The following is a 20,611-nucleotide window of genomic DNA, read 5'->3' on the forward strand; positions in this document are numbered from 1 at the left end:
GACACGTCCCATGACCGAGCATCTGCCCGACGGCCGCTGGTACGACGCGGAAGCCGGACCCCTGGTCCGTCCGTACGCCATGACGGGCGGACGGACCAAACCCGGTCCGAGCGGGGTGCGGTTCGACCTCATCGCGCTCGTCGTCGTCGACACTTCGCACGGATCCGTCGACGCGTCGCTGCTCGGCCCCGAGCACCGCACCTTGCTCGGGCTGTGCAGTTCCCAGACGCAGTCGGTCGCCGAACTCGCGGCCGACGCCGATCTGCCGGTGGGCGTGGTCCGGGTCCTGCTGGGGGACCTGCTGGAAGGCGGTTTCGTCAAGGTCAGCCGGCCCGTACCCCCCGCACAGCTCCCGGACGAGAAGATTCTGCGAGAAGTGATCGAGGGGTTGAGGGCGCTCTGAGAGGTGTCCGGCGGATCACCCGTCCGGCGGATCAGGCCGGGCGGAGCAGTGAGGTCATGACCTCGTGAAGCACCGCCTCCGGCTCGGGAACGGGACCGGCCGCGCGCCAGGCGACAAAGCCGTCCGGGCGCACCAGGACCGCACCTCCGGCCGTCGTGCCGTGGACCTCGGCCCAGTCGGCTCCGTTCTCGGGGGCAAGTTCGGCCTCCGGCCCGCTGTCCACCCGGTAGGCGTCCAGCCGCAGGGACAGCTGCTCGGCGACGCGTGACGCCGCCGCGTGCCAGTCCTTGCCCTCGGCCCCGCTGAGGAGGACGAAGGAGCGCTCGTAGAGGTCGAGCGTGGAGATCCGCTTGCCGGACCGGCGGACCCACATGTGTGGGGCCCGGGTGCCCGGCTCACCGCCCAGCTGCATCCGTTCGGGTACGACGGGCAGTTCGGAGTCGGCTCCCAGGACAGCGCCGCGGGGATAGCGGTATCCCATGGCCACCGTGAGCATTCCGCTCTGCCTCCCGCCGCCCACGCCGGGAGCGGGGGCGTACCCCGGGTGGCTGTGCTCCACGGAACGGGCGGAGGCACGCGCACTGGTGGCCCGGGCCAGCGGCAGGCGTTCCATCTCGTACGTCTCCAGGAGGCCGGGGCCCGCCCAGCCCTCCAGTACGGCGGCGAGCTTCCAGGCGATGTTGTGCGCGTCCTGGATGCCGGTGTTGGACCCGAACGCCCCGGTGGGGGACATCTCGTGGGCGGAGTCCCCCACGAGGAAGACCCGGCGGTCCGCGTACCGCTCCGCGACGCGCTCCGCGGCGTGCCACGGGGCCTTTCCGGTGATCCTGACGTCCAGACCGGAGACGCCGGTCGCCTTCTTGATGTGCTCGACGCACCGCTCGTCGGTGAAGTCCTCCAGCGTCTCACCCCGGTCGGGGTGCCAGGGCACATGGATCACCCACTTCTCCCGGTTGTCCACCGGCAGCAGCGCCCCGTCGCCGTCGGGGTCGGTCAGGTAGCAGACGATGAAGCGCCGGTCGCCCACGATATCGGCGAGCTCGCGGGAGTCGAAGGTGATGCTGACGTTGTGGAACAGGTCGCCGGGCCCTGTGTGGCCGATGCCGAGCCGCTCCCGGATCGGGCTCCTGGGACCGTCGGCCGCGATGAGGTAGTCCGCGCGGACCGTGGAGTGCTCGCCGGTGTCCCGGTTCTTCACGATCGCGGTGACACCCTCCGCGTCCTGTTCGAAGGACAGCATCTGGGTCGAGTAGCGCAGGTCGCCCGTGTACTCGCGGGCGCAGGTCAAGAGCACCGGTTCCAGGTCGTTCTGACTGCACAGACACCATGTGCTCGGGCTGAAACGCGCAAGTGTGTCACCGGGGTCGATCTTCTTGAACAGCCACTCGCCCTCGTCGTCGGTGAGCGAGGACGTCTGCAGGATTCCGTGGTTGCCGGCCAGGATCGAGGCGGCGTCCTTGATCCGCTGCTCCGCTCCGGCGACCCGGAACAGCTCCATCGTGCGCACATTGTTCCCGCGTCCGCGCGGATGCATCGAGGTGCCCGCATGCTTCTCGACCAGCATGTGCCTGATGCCGAGTCGGCCCAGGAACAGCGAGGAGGACAGGCCCACCAGGGAGCCGCCCACGATGAGGACCGGCACCCGGTGGTCGAACTCTTCGTTCATCAATGACTCCATTTCCAGCCACCTTTGGGGATGGTGTTTCCATGCCCTCGGGGGAGCGGTTCGCTCGCCCATTCACCCGCGTGGTTCACGTAACTCGCGCCGCCGGTGGTACCGGCTCACGATCAAATTCCGGCACCGCCGGATCATCACTCGGAATCCATGACGACTGGAGTGTGCAGGATGACCATCTCGGAACGTATATCCCAGTCCGCCTTCGACGGCTCCAGGCTCCGCGTCGTATTGCTGCTGGACCTTCATGACGGAGCTCAGCAGCAATTCCTCGAGGCATATGAGCTCCTGCGCAACCAAGTGGCGTCCGTTCCCGGTCACATCAGCGACCAGCTGTGCCAGTCGATCGAGAACCCCTCGCAGTGGCTCATCACCAGCGAATGGGAGAGCGCCCCGCCCTTCCTCGCCTGGGTGAACAGTGAGGAGCACGTGCAGACGGTCCGACCGCTGCACGGCTGTGTGAGGGACACCCGGTCTCTGCGGTTCAGCATTCTGAGGGAGACGGGCATCACCTCCTCAGTCACTGCCTCGCAGACCAAGGGACGGCTGCAGGCCTCGCCCCGGGTGGGGGACGGCGTGGTCCGCCACGCTCTCACCTTCACCGTCAAGCCGGGCAGCGAGGACAAGGTCGCGGAGATCCTGGCCGGATACACCTCGCCCGAGGCGCAGGTGGACGACACCACACGGCTGCGGCGCACTTCCCTCTACATGCACGGAAACCGCGTCGTACGAGCGGTCGAGGTGCAGGGCGATCTCCTTGCCGCGCTGCGCCACGTGGCCCGGCAGCCGGAGATCAGGGCCGTCGAGGAGGCCATCAACCCGTATCTGGAGCAGGACCGTGACCTCGGCGATCCCGACTCCGCCAGGGTGTTCTTCACCCGGGCAGCGCTCCCGGCAGTGCATCACGTCGCGGCCGACGCGCAGGAATCCCCGGATCTGACGAGGCACGCCCTCATCTATCCGGCCAAGCAGGGGTGCGGTATGGCCCTGGCGCGACTTCTCGCCACTCAGGACGAGGCGTCGCTCGACGACCCCGCGTGCCCCATCACCAGCACGACGATCTTCCAGCGCGACGACATCGTCGTCCGGCTCATCAACGCACACGGACCCATCGACGCCGTGCCCTTCCAGGCGCTCGGAGTCCAGGGCCCCCGCAAGTCGGCCGTTCTGGCACGGCTGCTCGACGAGAGCGTGACCGGATCCCTGGAAGACGAGAAGGAGGTCGTGCGCTTCCTCGAGCGCGCCGACATGCGACTGATCACCGACCGCCGGTCCCCGGATGCCTGACCCTGCAGGAGACACATCATGACCACAAACCGCCCTCGCGTCGTGGACCTCAGCGAGACGCAGCCCAACCGCAGACGCGGAGGTGACCTGCGCGCCATGCTCACGCCCACGACGGTTGGGGCCACCAGCGGGTTCATGGGGCTGGCCCTCGTGCAGCCCGGCGAGCGCATCGGCGAGCACTACCACCCGTACTCCGAGGAATTCGTGTACGTCGTGAGCGGTGCGCTCGAAGTGGACCTGGACGGGGAGCCCTACCGGATCCGGCCCGACCAGGGGCTGCTGATTCCCCCCTACATGCGGCACCGCTTCCGCAATGTGGGGGACGTGGAGGCCCGCCTGGTCTTCCACCTGGGTCCGCTGGCCCCCCGTCCGGAACTCGGCCACGTCGACACGGAGGACACAGCGATGGAGGGAGCCACAGAGGCCGCCCCGCCTGAACGAACCGGGGCAGTTTCATGACCCGGCGCGTGGCGGTCACCGGGGTCGGTGTCGTGGCCCCGGGCGGCCTGGGCGTGCCGGCGTTCTGGGACCTCCTGGCGAACGGCAGGACCGCTACGCGGGGGATCACTCTCTTCGACCCGAAGGGCTTCCGCTCGCGCATCGCCGCCGAGTGCGACTTCGATCCGGCGGACCACGGCATCGACGCGGAGACGGCGCAACGCGCCGACCGCTACGTCCAGTTCGCCATGGTCGCGGCTCGCGAGGCGATACGCGACGCGGGCCTGGACCCCGAGAAGGAGGATCCCTGGCGTATAGGGGTGTCCCTGGGCACCGCCGTCGGGGGCACCACCCGTCTCGAGCACGACTACGTCGCGGTCAGCGGCTCCGGCCGACGCTGGGACGTGGACCACCGCTTGGCGGGTCCCCATCTGCACCGGGCGTTCTCACCGAGCGCGCTCGCCTCCGAAGTGGCCCAGCAGACCGGTGCGCACGGCCCGGTGCAGACCGTCTCCACGGGCTGCACCTCCGGGCTCGACGCCATCGGTTACGCCTTCCAGGCCATCGAGGACGGCAGGGTCGACGTCTGCGTCGCCGGTGCGTCGGACTCGCCGATCTCCCCGATCACGATGGCGTGCTTCGACGCCATCAAGGCGACCTCTCCGAACAACGACGACCCGGGCCATGCCTCGCGGCCCTTCGACCTCCACCGTGACGGATTCGTCATGGGAGAGGGCGGAGCGGTGCTCGTCCTGGAGGAGCTGGAACACGCCCGTGCCCGCGGTGCCACCGTGTACTGCGAAATAGGCGGCTACGCCACCTTCGGCAATGCGTACCACATGACCGGTCTCACCCGCGAGGGCCTGGAAATGGCCCGGGCGATCGACACCGCGCTCGACCACGCCCGCGTCGACAGCTCGCAGATCGACTATGTCAACGCGCACGGCTCGGGCACCCAGCAGAACGACCGGCACGAGACGGCCGCGGTGAAGCGGTCACTGGGCGCACACGCCTACGACGTGCCCATGAGCTCGATCAAATCCATGGTGGGCCACTCGCTGGGCGCCATCGGAGCGATAGAGATCGTGGCCTGCGTCCTGGCCCTCGCCAAACAGGTGGTGCCGCCCACGGCCAACTACGAGACACCGGACCCCGAGTGCGACCTGGACTATGTGCCACGCACCGCGCGGCCCCTGAAGCTGCGCAGTGTGCTCTCGGTCGGCAGCGGGTTCGGCGGCTTCCAGTCCGCCGTGGTCATGACCCGACCAGAAGGAAGGACAAGATGAGCGTCCCGCACAGCCGGCGTCCGGCCGTCACCGGCATCGGTGTCGTAGCCCCCAACGGGTTGAGCACGGATGCCTTCTGGAAGTCCACGAAGGAGGGCATCAGCGTTCTCGACCGGGTCACTCGTGACGGGTGTACGCGTCTGCCGCTCCGCATCGCCGGCGAGGTCCGCGGATTCGACCCCGCCTCGGTGATCGAGGAGCGCTACCTGGTCCAGACCGACCGGTTCACCCATTTCGCGATGGTCGCGACCGAGCTCGCCCTGGAGGACGCCCGGCTCAGCCGTGCCGAGAACAGTGACTCGCCGTTCTCGGTGGGAGTGGTCACCGCCGCCGGATCCGGCGGCGGTGAGTTCGGCCAGCGTGAGCTGCAAAGGCTGTGGGGACAAGGATCCCGCTACGTCGGCCCGTATCAGTCCATCGCCTGGTTCTACGCGGCGAGCACCGGCCAGATATCGATACGCGGCGGCTTCAAGGGCCCGTGCGGAGTCGTGGCAAGTGACGAAGCGGGCGGCCTGGACGCGGTCGCGCACGCGGCCGGAGCCATCCGGCGCGGCACCGACACGATCGTGGTGGGTGCGGCCGAGGCACCGCTGGCGCCGTACTCGGCCGTCTGCCAGCTCGGCTACGAGGAGCTCAGCACCTGTGACGATCCGGCCCGGGCCTACCGCCCCTACACCACCGGCGCCTGCGGATTCGTACCCGCCGAAGGCGGCGCCATGCTCGTGGTCGAGGAGGAGACGGCGGCTCGCCGTCGGGACGCCAAGATCCGCGCCAGGTTGGCCGGGCACGCCGCGACCTTCACCGGGGCCTCCCAGTGGGAGCAGTCCCGGGAAGGACTGGCCCATGCGATCCGCGGAGCGCTGCGGGACGCCCGCTGTGCTCCGGAGGAGATCGACGTGGTGTTCGCGGATGCGCTCGGCGTACCGGAGGCCGACCGTGCCGAAGCGCTGGCGATCGCCGACGCCCTGGGCAAGCACGGCCTGCGCGTGCCGGTCACGGCGCCCAAGACCGGCACGGGGCGGGCGTACTGCGGAGCGCCGGTGCTGGACACCGCGGCGGCGGTGCTCGCCATGGAAAACGGCCTCGTACCGCCCACGCCCAATGTGTTCGACGTGTGCCATGACCTCGATCTGGTCACCGGTAGCGCCCGCCCCGCCGAGCTGCGTACGGCACTGGTACTCAGCCGGGGGCTCATGGGCTCCAATGCGGCGCTCGTGCTACGGCACGGCAGCGACGCTCATTCGTGAGAAAGGAGAACTCCTTCATGATCACTCAACTGACCGTCCAGGAACTGGCGGCGCTGATGAAACACGCCGCCGGCGTCACCGTCGACGCGAACGACCTCGAGCGCAGGCCCGACTCCGCCTTCAACGACCTGGGTCTCGATTCGCTCGGTCTCCTCGGCATCGTCGGCGAGCTGGAGAACCGGCACGGGCGGGCGCTGCCCCCCGACGCCGAACGCTGCAAGACCCCGCGGGAATTCCTCGCCCTCGTCAACACCACTCTCATGGCTGGAGCCTGATGTGTCTGGGCACACCGAGAACGACATCACCATCGCCGCGCCCCTGGACCTCGTCTGGGACGTGACGAACGACATCGAGAACTGGCCGCAGTTGTTCAGCGAGTACGCGTCGGTCGAGGTCCTGGACCGGGCGAACGGCAAGACCACCTTCCGCCTGACCATGCACCCCGACGAGAACGGCAAGATCTGGAGCTGGGTCTCCGAGCGGGAGGCCGACCGCGACCGGCTCACGGTCCGCGCCCGCCGGGTCGAGACCGGTCCCTTCGAGCACATGAACATCCGCTGGGAGTACGAGGAGACTCCGGACGGCACTCGAATGTACTGGACGCAGGACTTCGCGATGAAGCCCGACGCCCCGGTCGACGACGCCTGGATGACCGAGAACATCAACCGCAACTCGCGCATCCAGATGGCGCTCATCCGGGACAAGATCGAGCAGCGTGCCCGCGGCCACCGGACGGAGGTCTCCTGATGCATCAGGCCCTGATCGTCGCCCGGATGGCCCCGGAATCGGCCCCGCACATCGCCGAGATCTTCGCGGCCTCCGACAGCGGCGAACTGCCGCACCTCGTCGGGGTCACCCGCCGCAGTCTCTTCCAGTTCGGTGATGTGTACCTGCACCTGGTCGAGGCCGACCGGCCGCCCGGGCCGGCGATCGCGAAGGTGGTGGACCATCCGGCGTTCCGGGACGTCAGCGAACGGCTTTCCGCCCACGTGAGCGCGTACGATCCGCTGACCTGGCGGAGCCCGAAGGACGCCATGGCCCACGAGTTCTACCGCTGGGAGCGAGAGGTCACGGCCTGACAGGCGCAGACCGTGAACACGCCGATCGCCGGCTCCGCAGACAGGACGCGGAGCCGGCGATCGGTGTGTGAGTACCCGGTCGCTCAGCCGGGGACGGAGCATTCGAACGCGTGGAGGTACGCGTTGACAGGGCGGATCTCGCCGACGCGCAGACCGGCTTCGGTGATCCGCTCCACCAGGCTCTGCTTGGTGTGCTTCGCTCCGCCCACGTTGAGCAGGAGCATCAGGTCCATCGCGGTGGTGAACTTCATCGAGGGAGTGTCGTCGACGAGGTTCTCGATGACCACGACCCTGGCTCCGGGGCGGGCCACGGCGAGGACATTGCGCAGGGTCCTCCGGGTGCTGTCGTCGTCCCATTCCAGGATGTTCTTGATGATGTACAGATCGGCCTCGACCGGGATGTCCTCGCGGCAGTCCCCGGGGACGATACGCACCCGGTCCGCGAGCGCGCCGCCGGGCCGCAGAGAGGGGTCCGCCTTCTCCACCACGCGTGGCAGATCGAGCAGGGTCCCGCGTAGGGCCGGGTGCTTCTCCAACAGGCTCGCCAGCACATGCCCCTGGCCGCCTCCGATGTCCGCGACCGACGACACCCCGGTGAGGTCGAGGAGCTCCGCGAGTTCCTCCGCCGACTGCTTGCTGGAGGTGGTCATGGCCCGGTTGAACACATGGGCCGAATCGTGTGCGTCCTCGTGCAGGTAGTCGAAGAACCCCTTGCCGTAGATCTCCTGGAAGACGCTTCTGCCGGAACGCACCGCCTCGTCGAGCCGCGGCCAGGCATCCCAGGTCCAGGGCTCCGTGCACCACAGGGAGATGTACCGCAGGCTGTGCGGATCGTCGTCGCGGAGCAGCCGGGACATGCTGGTGTGGACGAACTTCCCGTCCTCGGTCTCGGCGAAGATCCCATAGCAGGACAGGGCACGCAGCAGCCGCCGCAGGGCACGCGGTTCCGTCTTCACCGCGGCCGCCAGGTCCTCCGGTGTCGCGGGCGCGTCCCCCAGTGCGTCGGCGACGCCCAGCCGGGCCGCCGCCCGTACGGCCGCGGCGCACGCCGCCCCGAACACGAGCTCCCTCAGCTGCATGGAGGGGGCGGGACTTACGGTAGTCATTTACGGCCTCGATTCTCTTGAGTGCAGATGCCGGTCAGCACAGTCCGGCCGGCTCGGAACGCGTGCACACATTGCCGTTGAACTTGTTGTTGTGCGTTCCGGTTTCCCTGACGGCCAGGTCTGCTGTCGTGTTTCCCGTCAGCACGTTGTCGCGAATGACATTGCGCTCGTTGACGGCGCCCACGAAGCTCTTGAACAGCACGACCCCGCCGGAGAAGGGGGTGGATCCCACGTTGCTCTGGATCACATTCGACTCCACGAGCGTGTCCGTCGTGCCGGTGAGGACGATTCCGGCCCCCTGCATGTCCGGGAGCCGTGGGGTGGCCGCGCAGTACTTGTTGTTCTTGCTGACGGTGTTGCCGCGGATAATCATCGATCCGGCCCGCGGCAGGGATTCGTCTCCCACGACGAACACCCCCGCGCAGTTGGCGCTGAAGATGTTGTCCTTCACGGTGAGGTTTCTGACGCGCCTGATCGTGGCGCCGATGCGGTTGCCCAGGAGCTGGTTGTCCCTGATCTCCGTCCCCAGGGTGTCCGTGGCGCCGGCTTCCGTGTCGACCGTGTTGGAGACGAAGAGGCCCGACTCGGCGTTGTCCCGGGCGATGTTGCCCCGGAAAACGCTGCGGGTGGACCTCTCCTCGGCGATGCCCCACTGACCGTTCTTCTCGGCGGTCACCTCCCTGACGGTCAGCTCGTCGGTCCGCGTTGCCCAGACGCCGTTCTTCGTGAAGCCGGTCAGTTTCAGCCCCCGGACGGTCACACGCTCGACGGGGTGCGCGTCCGTTCCCGTGACACAGATTCCGTTGCCCTTCTGTGCGCAGGCATTCACGGCGGGCACGGCCGCCGGCCTGATCACGGTCTGCTCGCCCGCGCCGCGCAGGGTAAGGTTCGACTTGGTGATCAGCACGCTCTCACGGTAGGTCCCGGGCGAGACGACAATGGTGTCTCCCGGCTGAGCGGCTTCCACCGCTTTCTGGATCGATTGCCCCGGATGCACTACGTGACGCGTCCCGGCGGCGGCCGGCGGGGCGCAAGCCAGCCCCGATGCCACGACGGCTGCGATGCATCCGAGGTACTTGATCTGTTGTGTCGTCATGAGCCGAAGTTATGGGCGATCAACTCCGCTCGCCACATCTGCTGACCCGACGCCTGTTTATTACGCCATTCCGGTATCGAATTGTGTACCCGAATGGCCGTCAAATGGGCCTGGTGCGATCACAATGCTCAAAGTGCGCTCTCAGCCCTCGGTGTGGGGCCCGTTTTGCCATGATGCAGGCTTCGTACTCATGCTCCTGAGAGAAGTGATCGATGGCAACCGAGCACTCCGAGTTGGCCGAAGAACCCGGTATCGCCCTCGCTCTGAAGATCCTTGTCGCGGGCGGGTTCGGCGTGGGCAAGACCACCCTGGTCGGATCGGTCAGCGAGATACGCCCCCTGCGCACCGAGGAGCGGCTCAGCGAGGCGGGCCGGACGGTGGACGACACCGTCGGCGTCGACCGGAAGACCACCACCACCGTGGCCATGGACTTCGGCCGTATCACCATTCGCTCCGGCCTGGCTCTCTATCTGTTCGGCACCCCGGGCCAGGACCGCTTCTGGTTCCTGTGGGACGAGTTGTCCCAGGGCGCCCTCGGCGCGGTAGTCCTGGCCGACACCCGGCGCCTCGAAGACTGTTTCCCGGCGGTGGACTACTTCGAGCACCGCCGCATCCCGTTCGTCGTCGCGGTCAACTGTTTCCCGAGGGCCAGGACTTACGGAGCCCATGAGGTCTCCCGAGCCCTGGACCTGGACCATGGCACACCGGTGGTGTTGTGCGACGCCCGTGACCGTGACTCGGGCAAGGAGGTGCTCATCCGGCTCGTCGAGTACGCCGGACGGCTCCATGCGGCCCGGCTTCTGGACTCGGTCGGGTGACCGGAGCTCGCCCGGGCATGGCTGCGCTCTCCGGGGGCGCGATGTCCGCCGGCCGCAGCGCGGCGGGCCGCACCCCCGGTCTCAGGCGTGCGGCAGTTGTGCCCAGACGACGCGGCCCGCACCGCCGGCGGCCATCTGGGAGCCCCAGGACGTGCTGACGGCGGCGACCAGCAGCAGCCCGCGGCCGTTCTCGTCCTCCGGCGTCTCGCACACCTTGGGGCCGCCGGGTTCAAAACCCTCGTCCTGTACCGCTATACGGATGCCGGTATCGCTGTGCCGCAGTTCGCAGACGATCCGCGCGCTGGCCGTGTGCATGACCGCATTGGTGAACAGTTCCGAGACCACCAGCGCCGCGGTGCCGCGGGTCTCGTCGCCCACGGCCCAGCTGTCGAGCCGGCCGCACGTCAGACGTCTGGCCCGGGAGACGGCGTCGGGGCGCGCCGGAAGTTCGAATCGGTACCGGTCCGTGCCGGGTGGAGGCCGCAGGCCGGCCTGGTGGGACGTCATCGCGTTACTGAGGACCACGACGCATTCCTAACGATGGGGGACATGCGCCGTAGGACGTGCCGCAGGCGTCCGCGCACAGGTGGGCCGCGGGCCGCAGCGGGCACCGCAGTCGTGTGAACTGGTTCACGAGCGACAACTATGGCCCCATTCGATTCACTTAGCAAGAGCCACTATGAAAAGTGCAGAGTGCAGTGTGTCAGTCTGTTTCCGCATGGCACACTGCCCGCAGTACACAGTCCCGGGAGGCAGACGTGAGTGAACCGAGGTCAGCGCCGACCGTGGGCCAGGTCGTACTCGGCCGACGGCTGCAGGACCTGCGCGAGAAGGCGGGGCTGAAGCGCGACGAGGCCGCCAGGGTGCTCCATGTCGCCCCGGCCACGGTCCGCCGCATGGAGACCGCCGAGGTCGCGCTCAAAGTCCCCTATGTGCAGCTGCTGTTGCAGGCGTACGGGTCCACCGGCGAGGAGATCGAGGCCTTCATCACCCTCGTGGACGAGGCCAACAAGCCCGGCTGGTGGCAGCGTTTCCACGACATCCTGCCGGACTGGTTCAGCATGTACGTCAGCCTGGAGGGCGCGGCCTCGCTCATCAGGACGTACGAACCGCACTTCGTGCCGGGACTGCTGCAGACCGAGGACTACGCCCTCGGCGTCATGCGGGCCGGAGCGCTGGGACGGACCCGGACCGCTGACATCGAACGGCACGTGGCCCTGCGCATGCAGCGCCAGGACCTGCTCACCCGGCCCGACGCCCCGCGCTTCTGGGCCGTGATGGACGAGACCGTGCTGCGCCGCCCGGTGGGCGGCGCAGCGGTCATGCGTGCGCAGATCGACCGGCTGCTGGCCGCCGCCGAACTGTCCAACGTCACCCTGCAGATCGCGGAGTTCGCGAGCGGCCACCACCCCGGTACGTACGGACCGTTCGTTCTCTTCCGGTTCGCCATGCCGGAACTCCCCGACATGGTCTACAGCGAGTACGTGACCGGCGCCGTCTACCTCGACGCGCACACCGAAGTGGCCACCCACCTCGAGGTCATGGACCGCACGGCCGCCCAAGCGGCGACTGCACAACGCACGAAGGAAATCCTCCGGGATTTCCGCAAGGAGCTGTGAATGGACCGTGTATACAACGGCATGCCGGCCGCCGAACTGCCTGCCGAGGGCTGGCACAAGCCATGGAGCGGCGGCAACGGCGGCAACTGCCTGGAGGCGATGAAGCTGGCCGACGGCCGGGTGGCCGTACGGCAGTCGAGCGATCCCGACGGCCCCGTCCTGATCTACACCACCGGCGAGATCACCGCGTTCATCCAGGGGGCGAAGGCAGGCCAGGCGGACTTCCTGCTGTCCTGAGCCGTTCTCGCCCCACGCGGAGACGACGCGGACGCCCCCCCAGCAGCGCGCTGGGGGGCGTCCGCGTTGCCTGGCCGGGCGGGCGATGATCCGCCCCTCAGAGGCCGCCGACCTTGACCGGGAACTTTTCGATCGTGGCGATCGTGGTGTCGGGGTCGTCCGCCTGCACGAGATCGACCGGCTCCACCAGTCGGTACAGGTCGCCTCTCGGCAGATACCGGGCGAGCGTGGCGATCAGCCTTGTCGAGTCCCTCGTCTGCAAAGTCACGGACGGCCCGTGTCACCCCCGCGGGCGAAAGTGCGGGGTCACCCCCTGGGCCGGCATGTGCCCGTGACCGATCCACAGCCGCAGCCCTGTTCCTTGCTCCGTGCCGGCCGGCGTCGGTGCAGTGCTCAGCCCGCACGGGACGCGAGCACCGTATCCATGGTGTCAGCCTCCCGCGCGTCCTTGTCCGGGCGGTGCCGCACCACGCGGGCGAAGCGCAGTGTCACACCGGGCCGGATAGCGCGGGGAGCGCTGGAGGCCGTTATAAGCGATCTCGACGACGAGCTCCGGGCGTACCCGCACCACCCGGGGCAGCGAGCCGTCCAGCATGACCGCACGGCGTAGCTCGTCGGCCGGGACACCCGAGGCCGCGGCGACGCCCTCGAGCGCGATGGCGTCCAGCGCGCCCTGGCGCACCTCCCCGGACAGCAGCCGCAGCAGGAACTCCTGCTCCCCGGCCGTCGCGGCGCCCGACAGCGCCCGCACCCGTCTTCTGCGCTCGGCCTGCGCCCCGGCGCCGCCGACCCCCGCGAGAGCGCTCAGCGCGGCGTCCACGTCGGTGACCGTCAGTGCCGGCCTGCCGGCCGGCGCAACGGGCTCGCCCAGCACACTCCAGCCGACGCCCAGCCGCCCCTGCGGCAGCCGGCCGGCCAGATAGGAGATTGACCAGGGCGATGTCCTCACCCGGCGCGGACTCGAACAGCCCGGCCGGCAGGGAGATCTTGCGCGAGCGCGCCGACGCGGCGGCGACCTGCCGCGACACGCGTGCGATCTCGGCCAGCAGCATGTCGCCATGGTGCCCCCGATCCGCCTCGTCGCCCAGCGGGCGCGGTGGGCGCGAGGTGTCTTAGCGTCGAGGCATGAGCACTTCGGCGCAGCGTTTCGAGATTCTGCTCGTGCCTCGGCATGTGAAGGACCGCGGCGAGCTACCGTCCCCGGAGGCCGCGATCCGCTCCGGCATCGTCACTGCCACAGGACAGACCGGCAACTCCGGGTATCCACGCTTCGTGGGTGATGGCTTCGAGGCCGATATCGATCCGGTCACCCGCACGGTCGAGGCCGTTCTCCTCGACGGTTCGGAGCTCGACTACGGCTTGGTCGCCATCGTTTCCGAACGCCGGGTCTGAGCGGTGGCGTCGGCTTTGCACGGCGGCAAGCCGGGCGGAAAGATGAAATTCATTCGTGGCGGCGCTGCGAGGCGCTGCAGCGAGCGCCCCGGACACGCCCCGACGCAAGTGGCGGTCGGCCTGCCACAGGATGGCGAGCCCCCCGGCCCGGTGGGCACTCCCGGTGTTTCCCCCTTTCCGTAGAGCTTGTTCCCGACGCCGGTGCCCGGCGTCATCCTGTTCCGACAGGGGGGTCCTGGCCGCGTTCCACCTCGCCCTTGCGGTGCACCCGCGAGGCCACCAGCCCGGCAAGGAAGCCCGCGACCAGCCCCCACAGCGCACCCAGTCCGATCGCCGTCCACAGATGAGGCTGCAGCGATACCTCCCCGCCGAAGGCGGCGATGTCGCCGATGCCGATCAGTGACAGGCCGTAGTGCGCGGAGATACGGGTGACCAGACAGATCATCAGCATGGTGAGGGCCAGTGCCGCCGCGAGATGCAGCGCGTGCTGCCAGGGGCGCATCCGGGCCGGTGAGCGCACCACCATGACGAAGGCTGCGGCCAGCAGCAGGACGGCGGCGACGACCGGCAACCACCAGACTCGCGCATCGTGCTCGGCCATCGAACTGAGGTTCAGGGTGGTGGTCTCGGACCCGCGCAGGACCTGGTCCAGGATCCGCGGCATCGGCAGACCGATGGGGGAGTTCACCTTTCCCTCCCACGAGGCGCCCAGCCCCAGTCCCAGAGCGAGCCAGGCGATGTTGGGCAGCGCCAGGAAGATCACTGCGAAGGTGTCGGCGGGATGGCCGTGGGTCGCCGCGACGACGACTCCGACGACCGTGCCCAGCGCGACGTATGCGAGCAGCAGGGCCACCACGGCGAAGGCAACCGGGCGTACGGGCTCCTGGAGGCGCACCAGCCGGACCGGGAGCGGGGCCTTTCGTGAGACGAGGAGCGCGAGGGCGAGCACGCCCAGCAGCCACAGCAGGCCGAACACCAGGGTGAGTGCCATGTCGGCGCGGAATCCGGCTGTGGGGGTGATCCCCAGGGGCTCGGCGAGGGTTCTTGCGGTCTCGTTGCCCAGCGGGAGCTCGAATTCGTGATGGGCCACGGCCACCACGACGATCAGTGCCACGAGCCACAGCAGTGCGATACGGGCGACCCGGCCGAGCAGTTCGGGGGTTCCGGCGACGGCCCGGTGCCGCAGCGGCCGCAGGAAGCCGGCGGCGGTCACCAGCGCACCGGCGACGCTCACCGACAGCGGCAGCGCATCGATGGCCGCGTTGGTCTGTGCGAAGAACCCGGCACCGCCGGACAGCTCCACGGAACCGCCGACGGCCATCACGACCACGGCCGTGACGACGCGGGGGAACGACGCATCGGGAAGCTCTGCCGCCCCCGCGGCCCACAGGCCGAGCGTGGCCATGACGATCATGGCGGCCATCCCGGCGAGCACTGTCACAACAGCGTCACGCCAGTCGTGCAGGGCCCGCGTCACGCAGCCGGGGGCGGCGGATACGTGCTGGCTCACACTGCCACCGTAAGCAGCGTCCCGACGCCCCGCCCGCCGGGAGGGCCAACCGCGTCGGCTTGCGGGCCGTGCGGTGCCGGAGCACGAGCGCTCGAGGCATCAAGGCTGGACGACATTCATCGGGGACGTGCCCGCCGAGCCCCGAGTCGCCTGCTCCGGAATCGCCCGCCACTGTGCCGCCGGCCCCCGAGTCGTCCCCACCGCGGAGGCGTCGGCTTCCGAGTCGTCCACCCCGGGGTCACCTGTGCCCGAGTTGCCCGGCCCGTCCAGGTCCGAGTTCGCCGGCTTCGCGGCAGCCGAGGTCACCGCCGACGCAGCAGTCCGCCGGCGGCCTCGCCGCGTCGGCTGCCAGGGCTCTGCCGGGCAGCGGCGGTCAGAGCTGCCGCCTGATCAGATCCTCCAGCGAGCCCTGCGGCACTTCTCCCTGCGGAGTGAGCCTGTCGACCACAGGCGGAAGGGCCACGGCGAGCTGGTCCGCGGCCTGCTCCGGGGAGAGCCCGGACCGCTCCGCGACACTGTCGAGCAGCTGGTACGGCAAGGCCTGAGCGACCTCCGGGCCGCTGAGGGGCTGGTTCTGGCCGGTGCTCACCCAGGACTGGGCCTTCCCACCCAGACCGCCGTCCTGCAGCTCCTCGATCAGCGCCTGGAGCGGATTCCCTCCGCCCTGCCCGCTGTCCCCGAGGGCGCTGAGCAGGTGGCTCAACAGAGTGCCCTCTCCGGCCTGTTTGCCGCCGAGCAGAGAGCCGAGCAGTGTCCCCAGGTCGTCGTCCGCCATGTCTGTCGCCTTTCCGAAGTGGGCCGAATAACACCCAGGACCTACCCTCCGGGCGCGGGCCGGGCCGGACGGCCTTCATGTGTTCACCCGTACGCAGGCGTGCGGCTGACGGTACGCCCCTTCGCGGCCGCCTCCCGTGCGAAGACGGCTGCGTCATGGACGGCGGCCCCGCCGGGGTCGTTGTTGAAGTACGCGTACACATCGGCCCGGTCGGACCACGTCTCGGCGACGCGCCCGGCCCAGCTGCCGAGCGCCTGCCGCCCGTAGCGCGGCCAGGGCTGGGCCCGGCCGCAGTGGAACCGTACATAGCCCCAGTCGGCCGTCCGCCACAGCGGAGTGACCGGCCGGGAGTCGTGGTCCGCCCAGCACAGTGCCGCACCGCGCCTCTCGAGAACGGCCCGGACCTCGTCCGTCCACCACGAGTCGTGCCGCGGCTCGACGGCCACCCTGGTCCCGTACGGGAAGCAGTCGAGCACCGCGTCCAGGGCCCCGGGATCGGCCCGCAGCGTGGGCGGCAGCTGGAGCAGTACGGGCCCCAGCCGGTCGCCCAGACCGGCGGCATGCCGCATCAGCCGCTCCACCGGCTCCTCGGGATCGCGCAGCCGCTTGATGTGGGTCAGATAGCGGCTGGCCTTGACCGCCATGAGGAACCCCTCGGGGGTGCGGTCACGCCAGGCGGCGAAGGTCTCCGGCGTGGGCAGCCGGTAGAAGGCGTTGTTGTTCTCGACGGTGGCGAAATGCGTCGTGTACTCCTCCAGCCACAGCCGCTGCGGGCAGTCCGCGGGGTAGAGCTCGCCGCGCCAGTCCTTGTACTGCCAGCCCGAGGTTCCGACGAAAATGGGCACGATCCGCCTGCCCCTCCGAGGAAGTGGACGCCCTGGGCGAGCGGCAGGTCGTCCGAGTGATTGACGGTGTTGGTCGCGCGGCGTACACAGGCCCGCCAGGCGTCGGAGCCGGACTCCCGGCCGCCGCCGGTCGCTGCGATCGTCGTGTCCTCCCGGTGGACGGTGAGGAGTTCGCCGAGCCGCTTGACGAGGGCACCGCGCCGCGGCGCGGGAACGGTGCGACACCGCAGAAGGGCCCACGCTTCGAGGAGCTCCGGCAGCGGCGCCTCGTCCGGGAGCCCGCCCAGGTGGACGATGGCATCGGCCCCGCGTCACGCAGATCGGCGGTGTGTGCCACCTCGTTCGCCGCGACCGGCCCCAGCGGCTCGCGGTTCAGCAGAACGAGCCGCTCGGCCTCCCCTCGTAGTGCCCGGCGTACGACGGTTCCGATGCGCGCCGCCGCTCCGGTGATCGCCACCGTGCCCAAGCCCACTGCGCCCCCTGGGAATTCAGCTTCGCCGACGCCGCGATTGTGCCTCACCCGGTGGCCGGGCGCAGCAGCATAAGGGCCATGTCGTCGTCGCGCCGATGGGTCTGCTCGCCGTGCTGGACAAGGCTGTCCGCCACGGACTCCAGCGGCCGGTCGCCCAGCTCGGCGAGACGGTCCGCCAGCTCGCACACGGCCGCGTCCAGGCCGGTCCCGGGCGACTCGATGAGGCCATCCGTGGAGAGCGCCAGTACGGCGCCGGGATCAAGCGCCACCTCGGTGACGAATCCGGGGGTGGCGCCGGGTCATGGGGCACGGTGCACCCCTTGTTACGCCCGGGCGGCGCCGACCCTCACGCGCAAGCGTCTGCCGTCACCGGCTCACCGCATGACCAAGGGCGGCGCGGCCGGCCGTGCACGTCCGAGTGCGGTCGGCCGAGTAAGGGTCACATCCTGATGTGCGCCGGGATGTGTGTGACCTCCTCGATCTCGACGCCGGCCTTCTTCAGCAGGGTCCGGGACAACTCGTTCAAGGCCCGTGCCGCGGCGATCTCCTCGCCGACCCGCATTTGTTCCGGGTCGTCTGGGTGGCGATTCGCATGACCGTGCGCCCTCAGCTCGGTACCGTCCTGCAGCCGGACCAGGCAGGACGCCCGGGTGGTCTTCTCGACCTCTTCGAACTCGACTTCGATGTGCCATCCAACGATTGTCTGCATGGCGGCCACCTCCTGCGCTACCCCTCCAGCCTGCACCCGGTCGGCGGTACCGACCAGCCGGAGCAGGACCGGGTTGGAGCGATCATGCGTCGTGACGCAGCGGAGTGAGCTGTTCGATGTCGTAGCGGGCACGCAGCTCTGCGATGGCCACGTCGTCGGGCGGTCCGTCGGAGCCGAGGATGGAGAGGAGCTCCTCGAAGTACCGCTCGTGGTCGGAGGGCGGGGATGCCTGGAAGAACATCGTGGCCGGCTCATCGGAGCGATTGGCGAACGCGTGCGGGCAGCCGGGCGGGACCACGATGACCGTGCCCCGGGTGGCCCGTACCGACCGCAGTCCGGAGGCCGAGGTCCACTCGCTCCAGTCGGCTGTACGCACCCGGGGTTCGAAGGCCAGCACCTCGAGTTCGCCGTCGAGGATGTAGAAGAGTTCCTCGCTGCGGGTGTGCCGGTGCGCGCCCACGTCGAAGCCCGGCGGGACGACGACTTCGAAACTGGAGGACACACGTGAGTGCTCTCCGGTGACCTTGAAGGTCACCTGCTGCGCGGCGGTGTGGATGGTGCTTCCCTGGCCGGGCGGGACGATCAGCCCCTGGGCAGGGGTGAACAGAGTCATCGGACGCTCCTGTCACCAGGTGACGGGCAGTGTCTCGGGGCCGCGGATGAGTGCTCCGCGGCGCCGGCGGACCTCCTCGACGGGGACCGCCGGCCTCAGACCCGGGAGCCGCTCCAGCAGGGTGGAGACGGTGACAGTGCACTCGAGGCGGGCCGGCATCGGGCCCACGCAGTAGTGCGGTTCATGACCGAGGGAAAGGTGCGGATTGCCGAAGCGCTCGTCATTGGTGACCGTCTTGACGTCCTCGTACCGGGTGACGAGCCAGGCATGGCCCTCGCCGTTGGGCAGTTGGATCGGAGCGACGGGTTCCTCGCGCAGTACCTGGGCGAGGAGCGGGTCGAAGTCCAGTCGCGGAAGGTCATCGACGGGCCACAACCTGATGGGCGGGGGTGTGCGTGCGCACAGCCCCGCGCTCGTCTCGGTGGTCATGCTCAGCTCCAGGGCTCGGTCGTGGCGGAGAGGTGGGGAAGGCGGACCGGGGCCAGCATCGATTGGAGACTTGCTCCTTTGGGCCGGGAGGACGTCCAGCTTCCCAGGCACATCTCGGCGGTGATGCCTGGACCGAATCCCGCGAGGATGCCATGGGCGTCGTCGCCGGGTCCGCCCTCCTCGAAGAGCCTGCGCACCGCGTCGAGCACGACGGCACTGGCGATGTTTCCGTACTCCGTCAGCGTGGCACGGCTGAACCGGAACGCCTCCTCCGGCACATGCAGGAAGCGGCTCAGGTCGTCGAGGATGCGCGGCCCGCCCGCATGGATGATGTAGAAGTCGAGCTTCTCCGCATCCCAGCCGTGCTGGGCCGAGATCTCACGCAGGGCCGGTGCCAGCGGCTCCATGGTGGTGGGCACACGCTTGTCCAGCAGGAAGTGGAATCCGGTCGCCCGGACGCTGTAGGCGATCCAGTCCTCGGTGTCGGGCACCAGATACGAACCGTTGCGCTCCAGCGACATGCCGGTGCCTCCCCGGCCGCACACCACGGCGGCGGCCACGGCGTCCCCGAAGAGGCCGTTGGACAGCAGCGAGCCGACCCCGAGGTCGGTGGGTTGGTAGCACAGCGAGCAGAACTCGCAGGCCACGATGAGGACGTTGGCCTCCGGATAGGCGCTGCAGAAATCGTGCGCGCGGTTGATCGCCGCACCACCGGCGGCACAGCCGAGCTGGGCTATCGGGAGTTGCCGAGTGTCGCTGGGAAAATCCATCGTGTTGATCAGCCACGCGGTGAGCGACGGCATCATGAAACCCGTGCACGAGACATAGATGATCAGATCAATGTCCGCCGGCCGCAGTTCGGCGTTGTCGAGTGCACGCTCGACGACGGACGGAACCCGTGCCTTGGCCTCAGCCTCGTAAAGGGCGTTGCGCGCCTCGAAGCCGGGGTGTTTAAGGGTTTCCTCGATCGGCTGTACAATGTGACGCTTCTGCACTCCGGTGTTCCCGATGAGGCGCAGGGCAAGCGGAAGTTGTGGGTGGTCCGCGTGCATTGAGCGCGCCAGGGCGAGCGTCTCCTCCATGGTGATCACGTGGTCCGGGACAGAGACGGCGGGCTGGCACAGAATCGCCATGCTGTACCCCTTCTTGTCGTATTCGGCGTGACTGCGGGACCACCCTCGGCCGCCTGTGTACGCCCCGCAACCGGATGACCGTCGGGCGGAGGCCCCCGGTACCCCGTGAGTCCCTCCCCGTTCAGGCGGCACAGGGCTTCCGGCCTGCCTCGGGGGGCGCGGGCGCGGTGGTCGCCAGATCCTCCATTCGGGGGGGTATCCGGCGTGTCGGGCGTCGTCTCCTTCGGCCGCCGGGAAGGCATCGCCCCACACGCACCCGTGAGGATGTCCGCGGCCTGGCGCACAGCGCAGGCCGCGAGCCCGTCATTCGCGGTGGGGGCCTACGCCGGGGGCGGGACGTGATCCGTACGATCGTGCGCAGGGACATCGCGGGCAGCGCGGATTGGATCAAGTTCGCGGCCACGGACGGCTTCGGTAGACCATCCGACGAGCCGTGACCGTG

Annotated in this window: 25 protein-coding genes and 1 pseudogene; 12 read left to right on the forward strand and 14 right to left on the reverse strand. The window is 69.2% G+C overall.

Features of this window, described 5'->3' with window-relative positions:
• Nucleotides 1-10 precede the first annotated feature (10 nt).
• Nucleotides 11-403, forward strand: coding sequence for a DUF742 domain-containing protein (locus tag ABD858_RS34025; protein ID WP_345033698.1), 393 nt, complete (start codon nucleotides 11-13; stop codon nucleotides 401-403).
• Nucleotides 404-434: 31 nt separating this feature from the next.
• Here ABD858_RS34025 and ABD858_RS34030 read toward each other — a convergent pair whose 3' ends face one another.
• The gene (locus tag ABD858_RS34030) at nucleotides 435-2,069 is read right to left on the reverse strand and encodes an FAD-dependent oxidoreductase (RefSeq protein WP_345033697.1); all 1,635 of its coding nucleotides are present in this window, start codon (nucleotides 2,067-2,069) and stop codon (nucleotides 435-437) included.
• A gap of 180 nt (nucleotides 2,070-2,249) precedes the next feature.
• Here ABD858_RS34030 and ABD858_RS34035 point away from each other — a divergent pair, with 180 nt between their 5' ends.
• From ABD858_RS34035 to ABD858_RS34065, 7 genes are read left to right on the forward strand one after another with little or no spacing between them, the layout of a single operon-like run.
• Complete coding sequence (locus ABD858_RS34035; protein ID WP_345033696.1) at nucleotides 2,250-3,365, forward strand: SchA/CurD-like domain-containing protein; 1,116 nt, start codon at nucleotides 2,250-2,252, stop codon at nucleotides 3,363-3,365.
• A gap of 18 nt (nucleotides 3,366-3,383) precedes the next feature.
• On the forward strand, nucleotides 3,384-3,824 hold the full coding sequence (locus ABD858_RS34040; RefSeq protein ID WP_345033695.1) for a cupin domain-containing protein: 441 nt from the start codon (nucleotides 3,384-3,386) through the stop codon (nucleotides 3,822-3,824).
• Nucleotides 3,821-5,089, forward strand: coding sequence for a beta-ketoacyl-[acyl-carrier-protein] synthase family protein (locus ABD858_RS34045; RefSeq protein ID WP_345033694.1), 1,269 nt, complete (start codon nucleotides 3,821-3,823; stop codon nucleotides 5,087-5,089). Before ABD858_RS34040 ends, ABD858_RS34045 begins: the two co-directional genes overlap by 4 nt.
• Complete coding sequence (locus ABD858_RS34050; protein WP_345033693.1) at nucleotides 5,086-6,336, forward strand: ketosynthase chain-length factor; 1,251 nt, start codon at nucleotides 5,086-5,088, stop codon at nucleotides 6,334-6,336. Before ABD858_RS34045 ends, ABD858_RS34050 begins: the two co-directional genes overlap by 4 nt.
• A gap of 17 nt (nucleotides 6,337-6,353) precedes the next feature.
• Complete coding sequence (locus tag ABD858_RS34055) at nucleotides 6,354-6,611, forward strand: phosphopantetheine-binding protein (RefSeq protein ID WP_345033692.1); 258 nt, start codon at nucleotides 6,354-6,356, stop codon at nucleotides 6,609-6,611.
• Between the two features lies 1 nt (nucleotide 6,612).
• The gene (locus ABD858_RS34060) at nucleotides 6,613-7,083 is read left to right on the forward strand and encodes an SRPBCC family protein (RefSeq protein WP_345033690.1); all 471 of its coding nucleotides are present in this window, start codon (nucleotides 6,613-6,615) and stop codon (nucleotides 7,081-7,083) included.
• Nucleotides 7,083-7,415: a TcmI family type II polyketide cyclase gene (locus ABD858_RS34065; protein WP_345033689.1), complete on the forward strand. Its 333-nt coding sequence runs from the start codon at nucleotides 7,083-7,085 to the stop codon at nucleotides 7,413-7,415. Before ABD858_RS34060 ends, ABD858_RS34065 begins: the two co-directional genes overlap by 1 nt.
• Before the next feature lie 83 nt (nucleotides 7,416-7,498).
• Here the strand turns inward: ABD858_RS34065 and ABD858_RS34070 are convergent, their stop codons facing one another.
• Together ABD858_RS34070 and ABD858_RS34075 are read right to left on the reverse strand one after the other, a co-directional pair.
• Complete coding sequence (locus ABD858_RS34070) at nucleotides 7,499-8,521, reverse strand: methyltransferase (protein WP_345033688.1); 1,023 nt, start codon at nucleotides 8,519-8,521, stop codon at nucleotides 7,499-7,501.
• A 34-nt stretch (nucleotides 8,522-8,555) separates the two neighbouring features.
• Entirely contained in the window at nucleotides 8,556-9,617 is a 1,062-nt protein-coding gene (locus ABD858_RS34075; RefSeq protein ID WP_345033687.1) for a right-handed parallel beta-helix repeat-containing protein, read from the reverse strand.
• A gap of 212 nt (nucleotides 9,618-9,829) precedes the next feature.
• On the opposite strand from ABD858_RS34075, the gene ABD858_RS34080 reads away from it, so the two are divergent.
• The gene (locus ABD858_RS34080) at nucleotides 9,830-10,435 is read left to right on the forward strand and encodes a GTP-binding protein (protein WP_345033686.1); all 606 of its coding nucleotides are present in this window, start codon (nucleotides 9,830-9,832) and stop codon (nucleotides 10,433-10,435) included.
• A gap of 81 nt (nucleotides 10,436-10,516) precedes the next feature.
• Here the strand turns inward: ABD858_RS34080 and ABD858_RS34085 are convergent, their stop codons facing one another.
• Nucleotides 10,517-10,942, reverse strand: a complete 426-nt coding sequence (locus tag ABD858_RS34085) for an ATP-binding protein (RefSeq protein WP_425586297.1) — start codon at nucleotides 10,940-10,942, stop codon at nucleotides 10,517-10,519.
• A 251-nt stretch (nucleotides 10,943-11,193) separates the two neighbouring features.
• Here ABD858_RS34085 and ABD858_RS34090 point away from each other — a divergent pair, with 251 nt between their 5' ends.
• Together ABD858_RS34090 and ABD858_RS34095 are read left to right on the forward strand one after the other, a co-directional pair.
• A complete protein-coding gene (locus ABD858_RS34090; RefSeq protein WP_345033684.1) occupies nucleotides 11,194-12,054 on the forward strand; it encodes a helix-turn-helix domain-containing protein in 861 nt (286 codons plus the stop codon).
• Nucleotides 12,055-12,291, forward strand: coding sequence for a DUF397 domain-containing protein (locus tag ABD858_RS34095; protein ID WP_345033683.1), 237 nt, complete (start codon nucleotides 12,055-12,057; stop codon nucleotides 12,289-12,291).
• Nucleotides 12,292-12,388: 97 nt separating this feature from the next.
• On the opposite strand, the gene ABD858_RS34100 is transcribed toward ABD858_RS34095, so the two are convergent.
• Together ABD858_RS34100 and ABD858_RS34105 are read right to left on the reverse strand one after the other, a co-directional pair.
• A complete protein-coding gene (locus ABD858_RS34100) occupies nucleotides 12,389-12,559 on the reverse strand; it encodes a hypothetical protein (protein WP_345033682.1) in 171 nt (56 codons plus the stop codon).
• Between the two features lie 294 nt (nucleotides 12,560-12,853).
• A pseudogene (locus tag ABD858_RS34105) lies at nucleotides 12,854-13,343 on the reverse strand (ATP-dependent DNA ligase); the annotation flags it as partial.
• A 73-nt stretch (nucleotides 13,344-13,416) separates the two neighbouring features.
• Here ABD858_RS34105 and ABD858_RS34110 point away from each other — a divergent pair.
• Nucleotides 13,417-13,683: a hypothetical protein gene (locus tag ABD858_RS34110; protein ID WP_345033680.1), complete on the forward strand. Its 267-nt coding sequence runs from the start codon at nucleotides 13,417-13,419 to the stop codon at nucleotides 13,681-13,683.
• Nucleotides 13,684-13,894: 211 nt separating this feature from the next.
• On the opposite strand, the gene ABD858_RS34115 is transcribed toward ABD858_RS34110, so the two are convergent.
• The 8 genes from ABD858_RS34115 to ABD858_RS34150 all read right to left on the reverse strand — a co-directional run bounded on the left by ABD858_RS34115 (nucleotide 13,895) and on the right by ABD858_RS34150 (nucleotide 20,169).
• Nucleotides 13,895-15,193 carry a streptophobe family protein gene (locus tag ABD858_RS34115; RefSeq protein ID WP_345033677.1) on the reverse strand — a complete coding sequence of 433 codons (1,299 nt, stop codon included), beginning with the start codon at nucleotides 15,191-15,193 and terminating at the stop codon, nucleotides 13,895-13,897.
• A gap of 373 nt (nucleotides 15,194-15,566) precedes the next feature.
• Nucleotides 15,567-15,968 carry a YidB family protein gene (locus ABD858_RS34120; protein ID WP_345033676.1) on the reverse strand — a complete coding sequence of 134 codons (402 nt, stop codon included), beginning with the start codon at nucleotides 15,966-15,968 and terminating at the stop codon, nucleotides 15,567-15,569.
• Nucleotides 15,969-16,051: 83 nt separating this feature from the next.
• Entirely contained in the window at nucleotides 16,052-16,813 is a 762-nt protein-coding gene (locus ABD858_RS34125; protein WP_345033675.1) for a DUF72 domain-containing protein, read from the reverse strand.
• 516 nt (nucleotides 16,814-17,329) lie between these two features.
• Complete coding sequence (locus ABD858_RS34130; RefSeq protein WP_345033673.1) at nucleotides 17,330-17,554, reverse strand: SpoIIE family protein phosphatase; 225 nt, start codon at nucleotides 17,552-17,554, stop codon at nucleotides 17,330-17,332.
• Between the two features lie 170 nt (nucleotides 17,555-17,724).
• Complete coding sequence (locus ABD858_RS34135) at nucleotides 17,725-17,994, reverse strand: DUF1876 domain-containing protein (protein ID WP_345033672.1); 270 nt, start codon at nucleotides 17,992-17,994, stop codon at nucleotides 17,725-17,727.
• Nucleotides 17,995-18,076: 82 nt separating this feature from the next.
• Entirely contained in the window at nucleotides 18,077-18,607 is a 531-nt protein-coding gene (locus tag ABD858_RS34140; RefSeq protein ID WP_345033671.1) for a cupin domain-containing protein, read from the reverse strand.
• A 12-nt stretch (nucleotides 18,608-18,619) separates the two neighbouring features.
• Complete coding sequence (locus tag ABD858_RS37035; protein ID WP_425586125.1) at nucleotides 18,620-19,036, reverse strand: hypothetical protein; 417 nt, start codon at nucleotides 19,034-19,036, stop codon at nucleotides 18,620-18,622.
• 2 nt (nucleotides 19,037-19,038) lie between these two features.
• Nucleotides 19,039-20,169 carry a type III polyketide synthase gene (locus ABD858_RS34150; RefSeq protein ID WP_345033670.1) on the reverse strand — a complete coding sequence of 377 codons (1,131 nt, stop codon included), beginning with the start codon at nucleotides 20,167-20,169 and terminating at the stop codon, nucleotides 19,039-19,041.
• Between the last annotated feature and the right edge of the window lie 442 nt (nucleotides 20,170-20,611).

Origin of the sequence: Streptomyces sannanensis (genome assembly GCF_039536205.1) — a bacterium.
GTDB lineage: Bacteria > Actinomycetota > Actinomycetes > Streptomycetales > Streptomycetaceae > Streptomyces > Streptomyces sannanensis.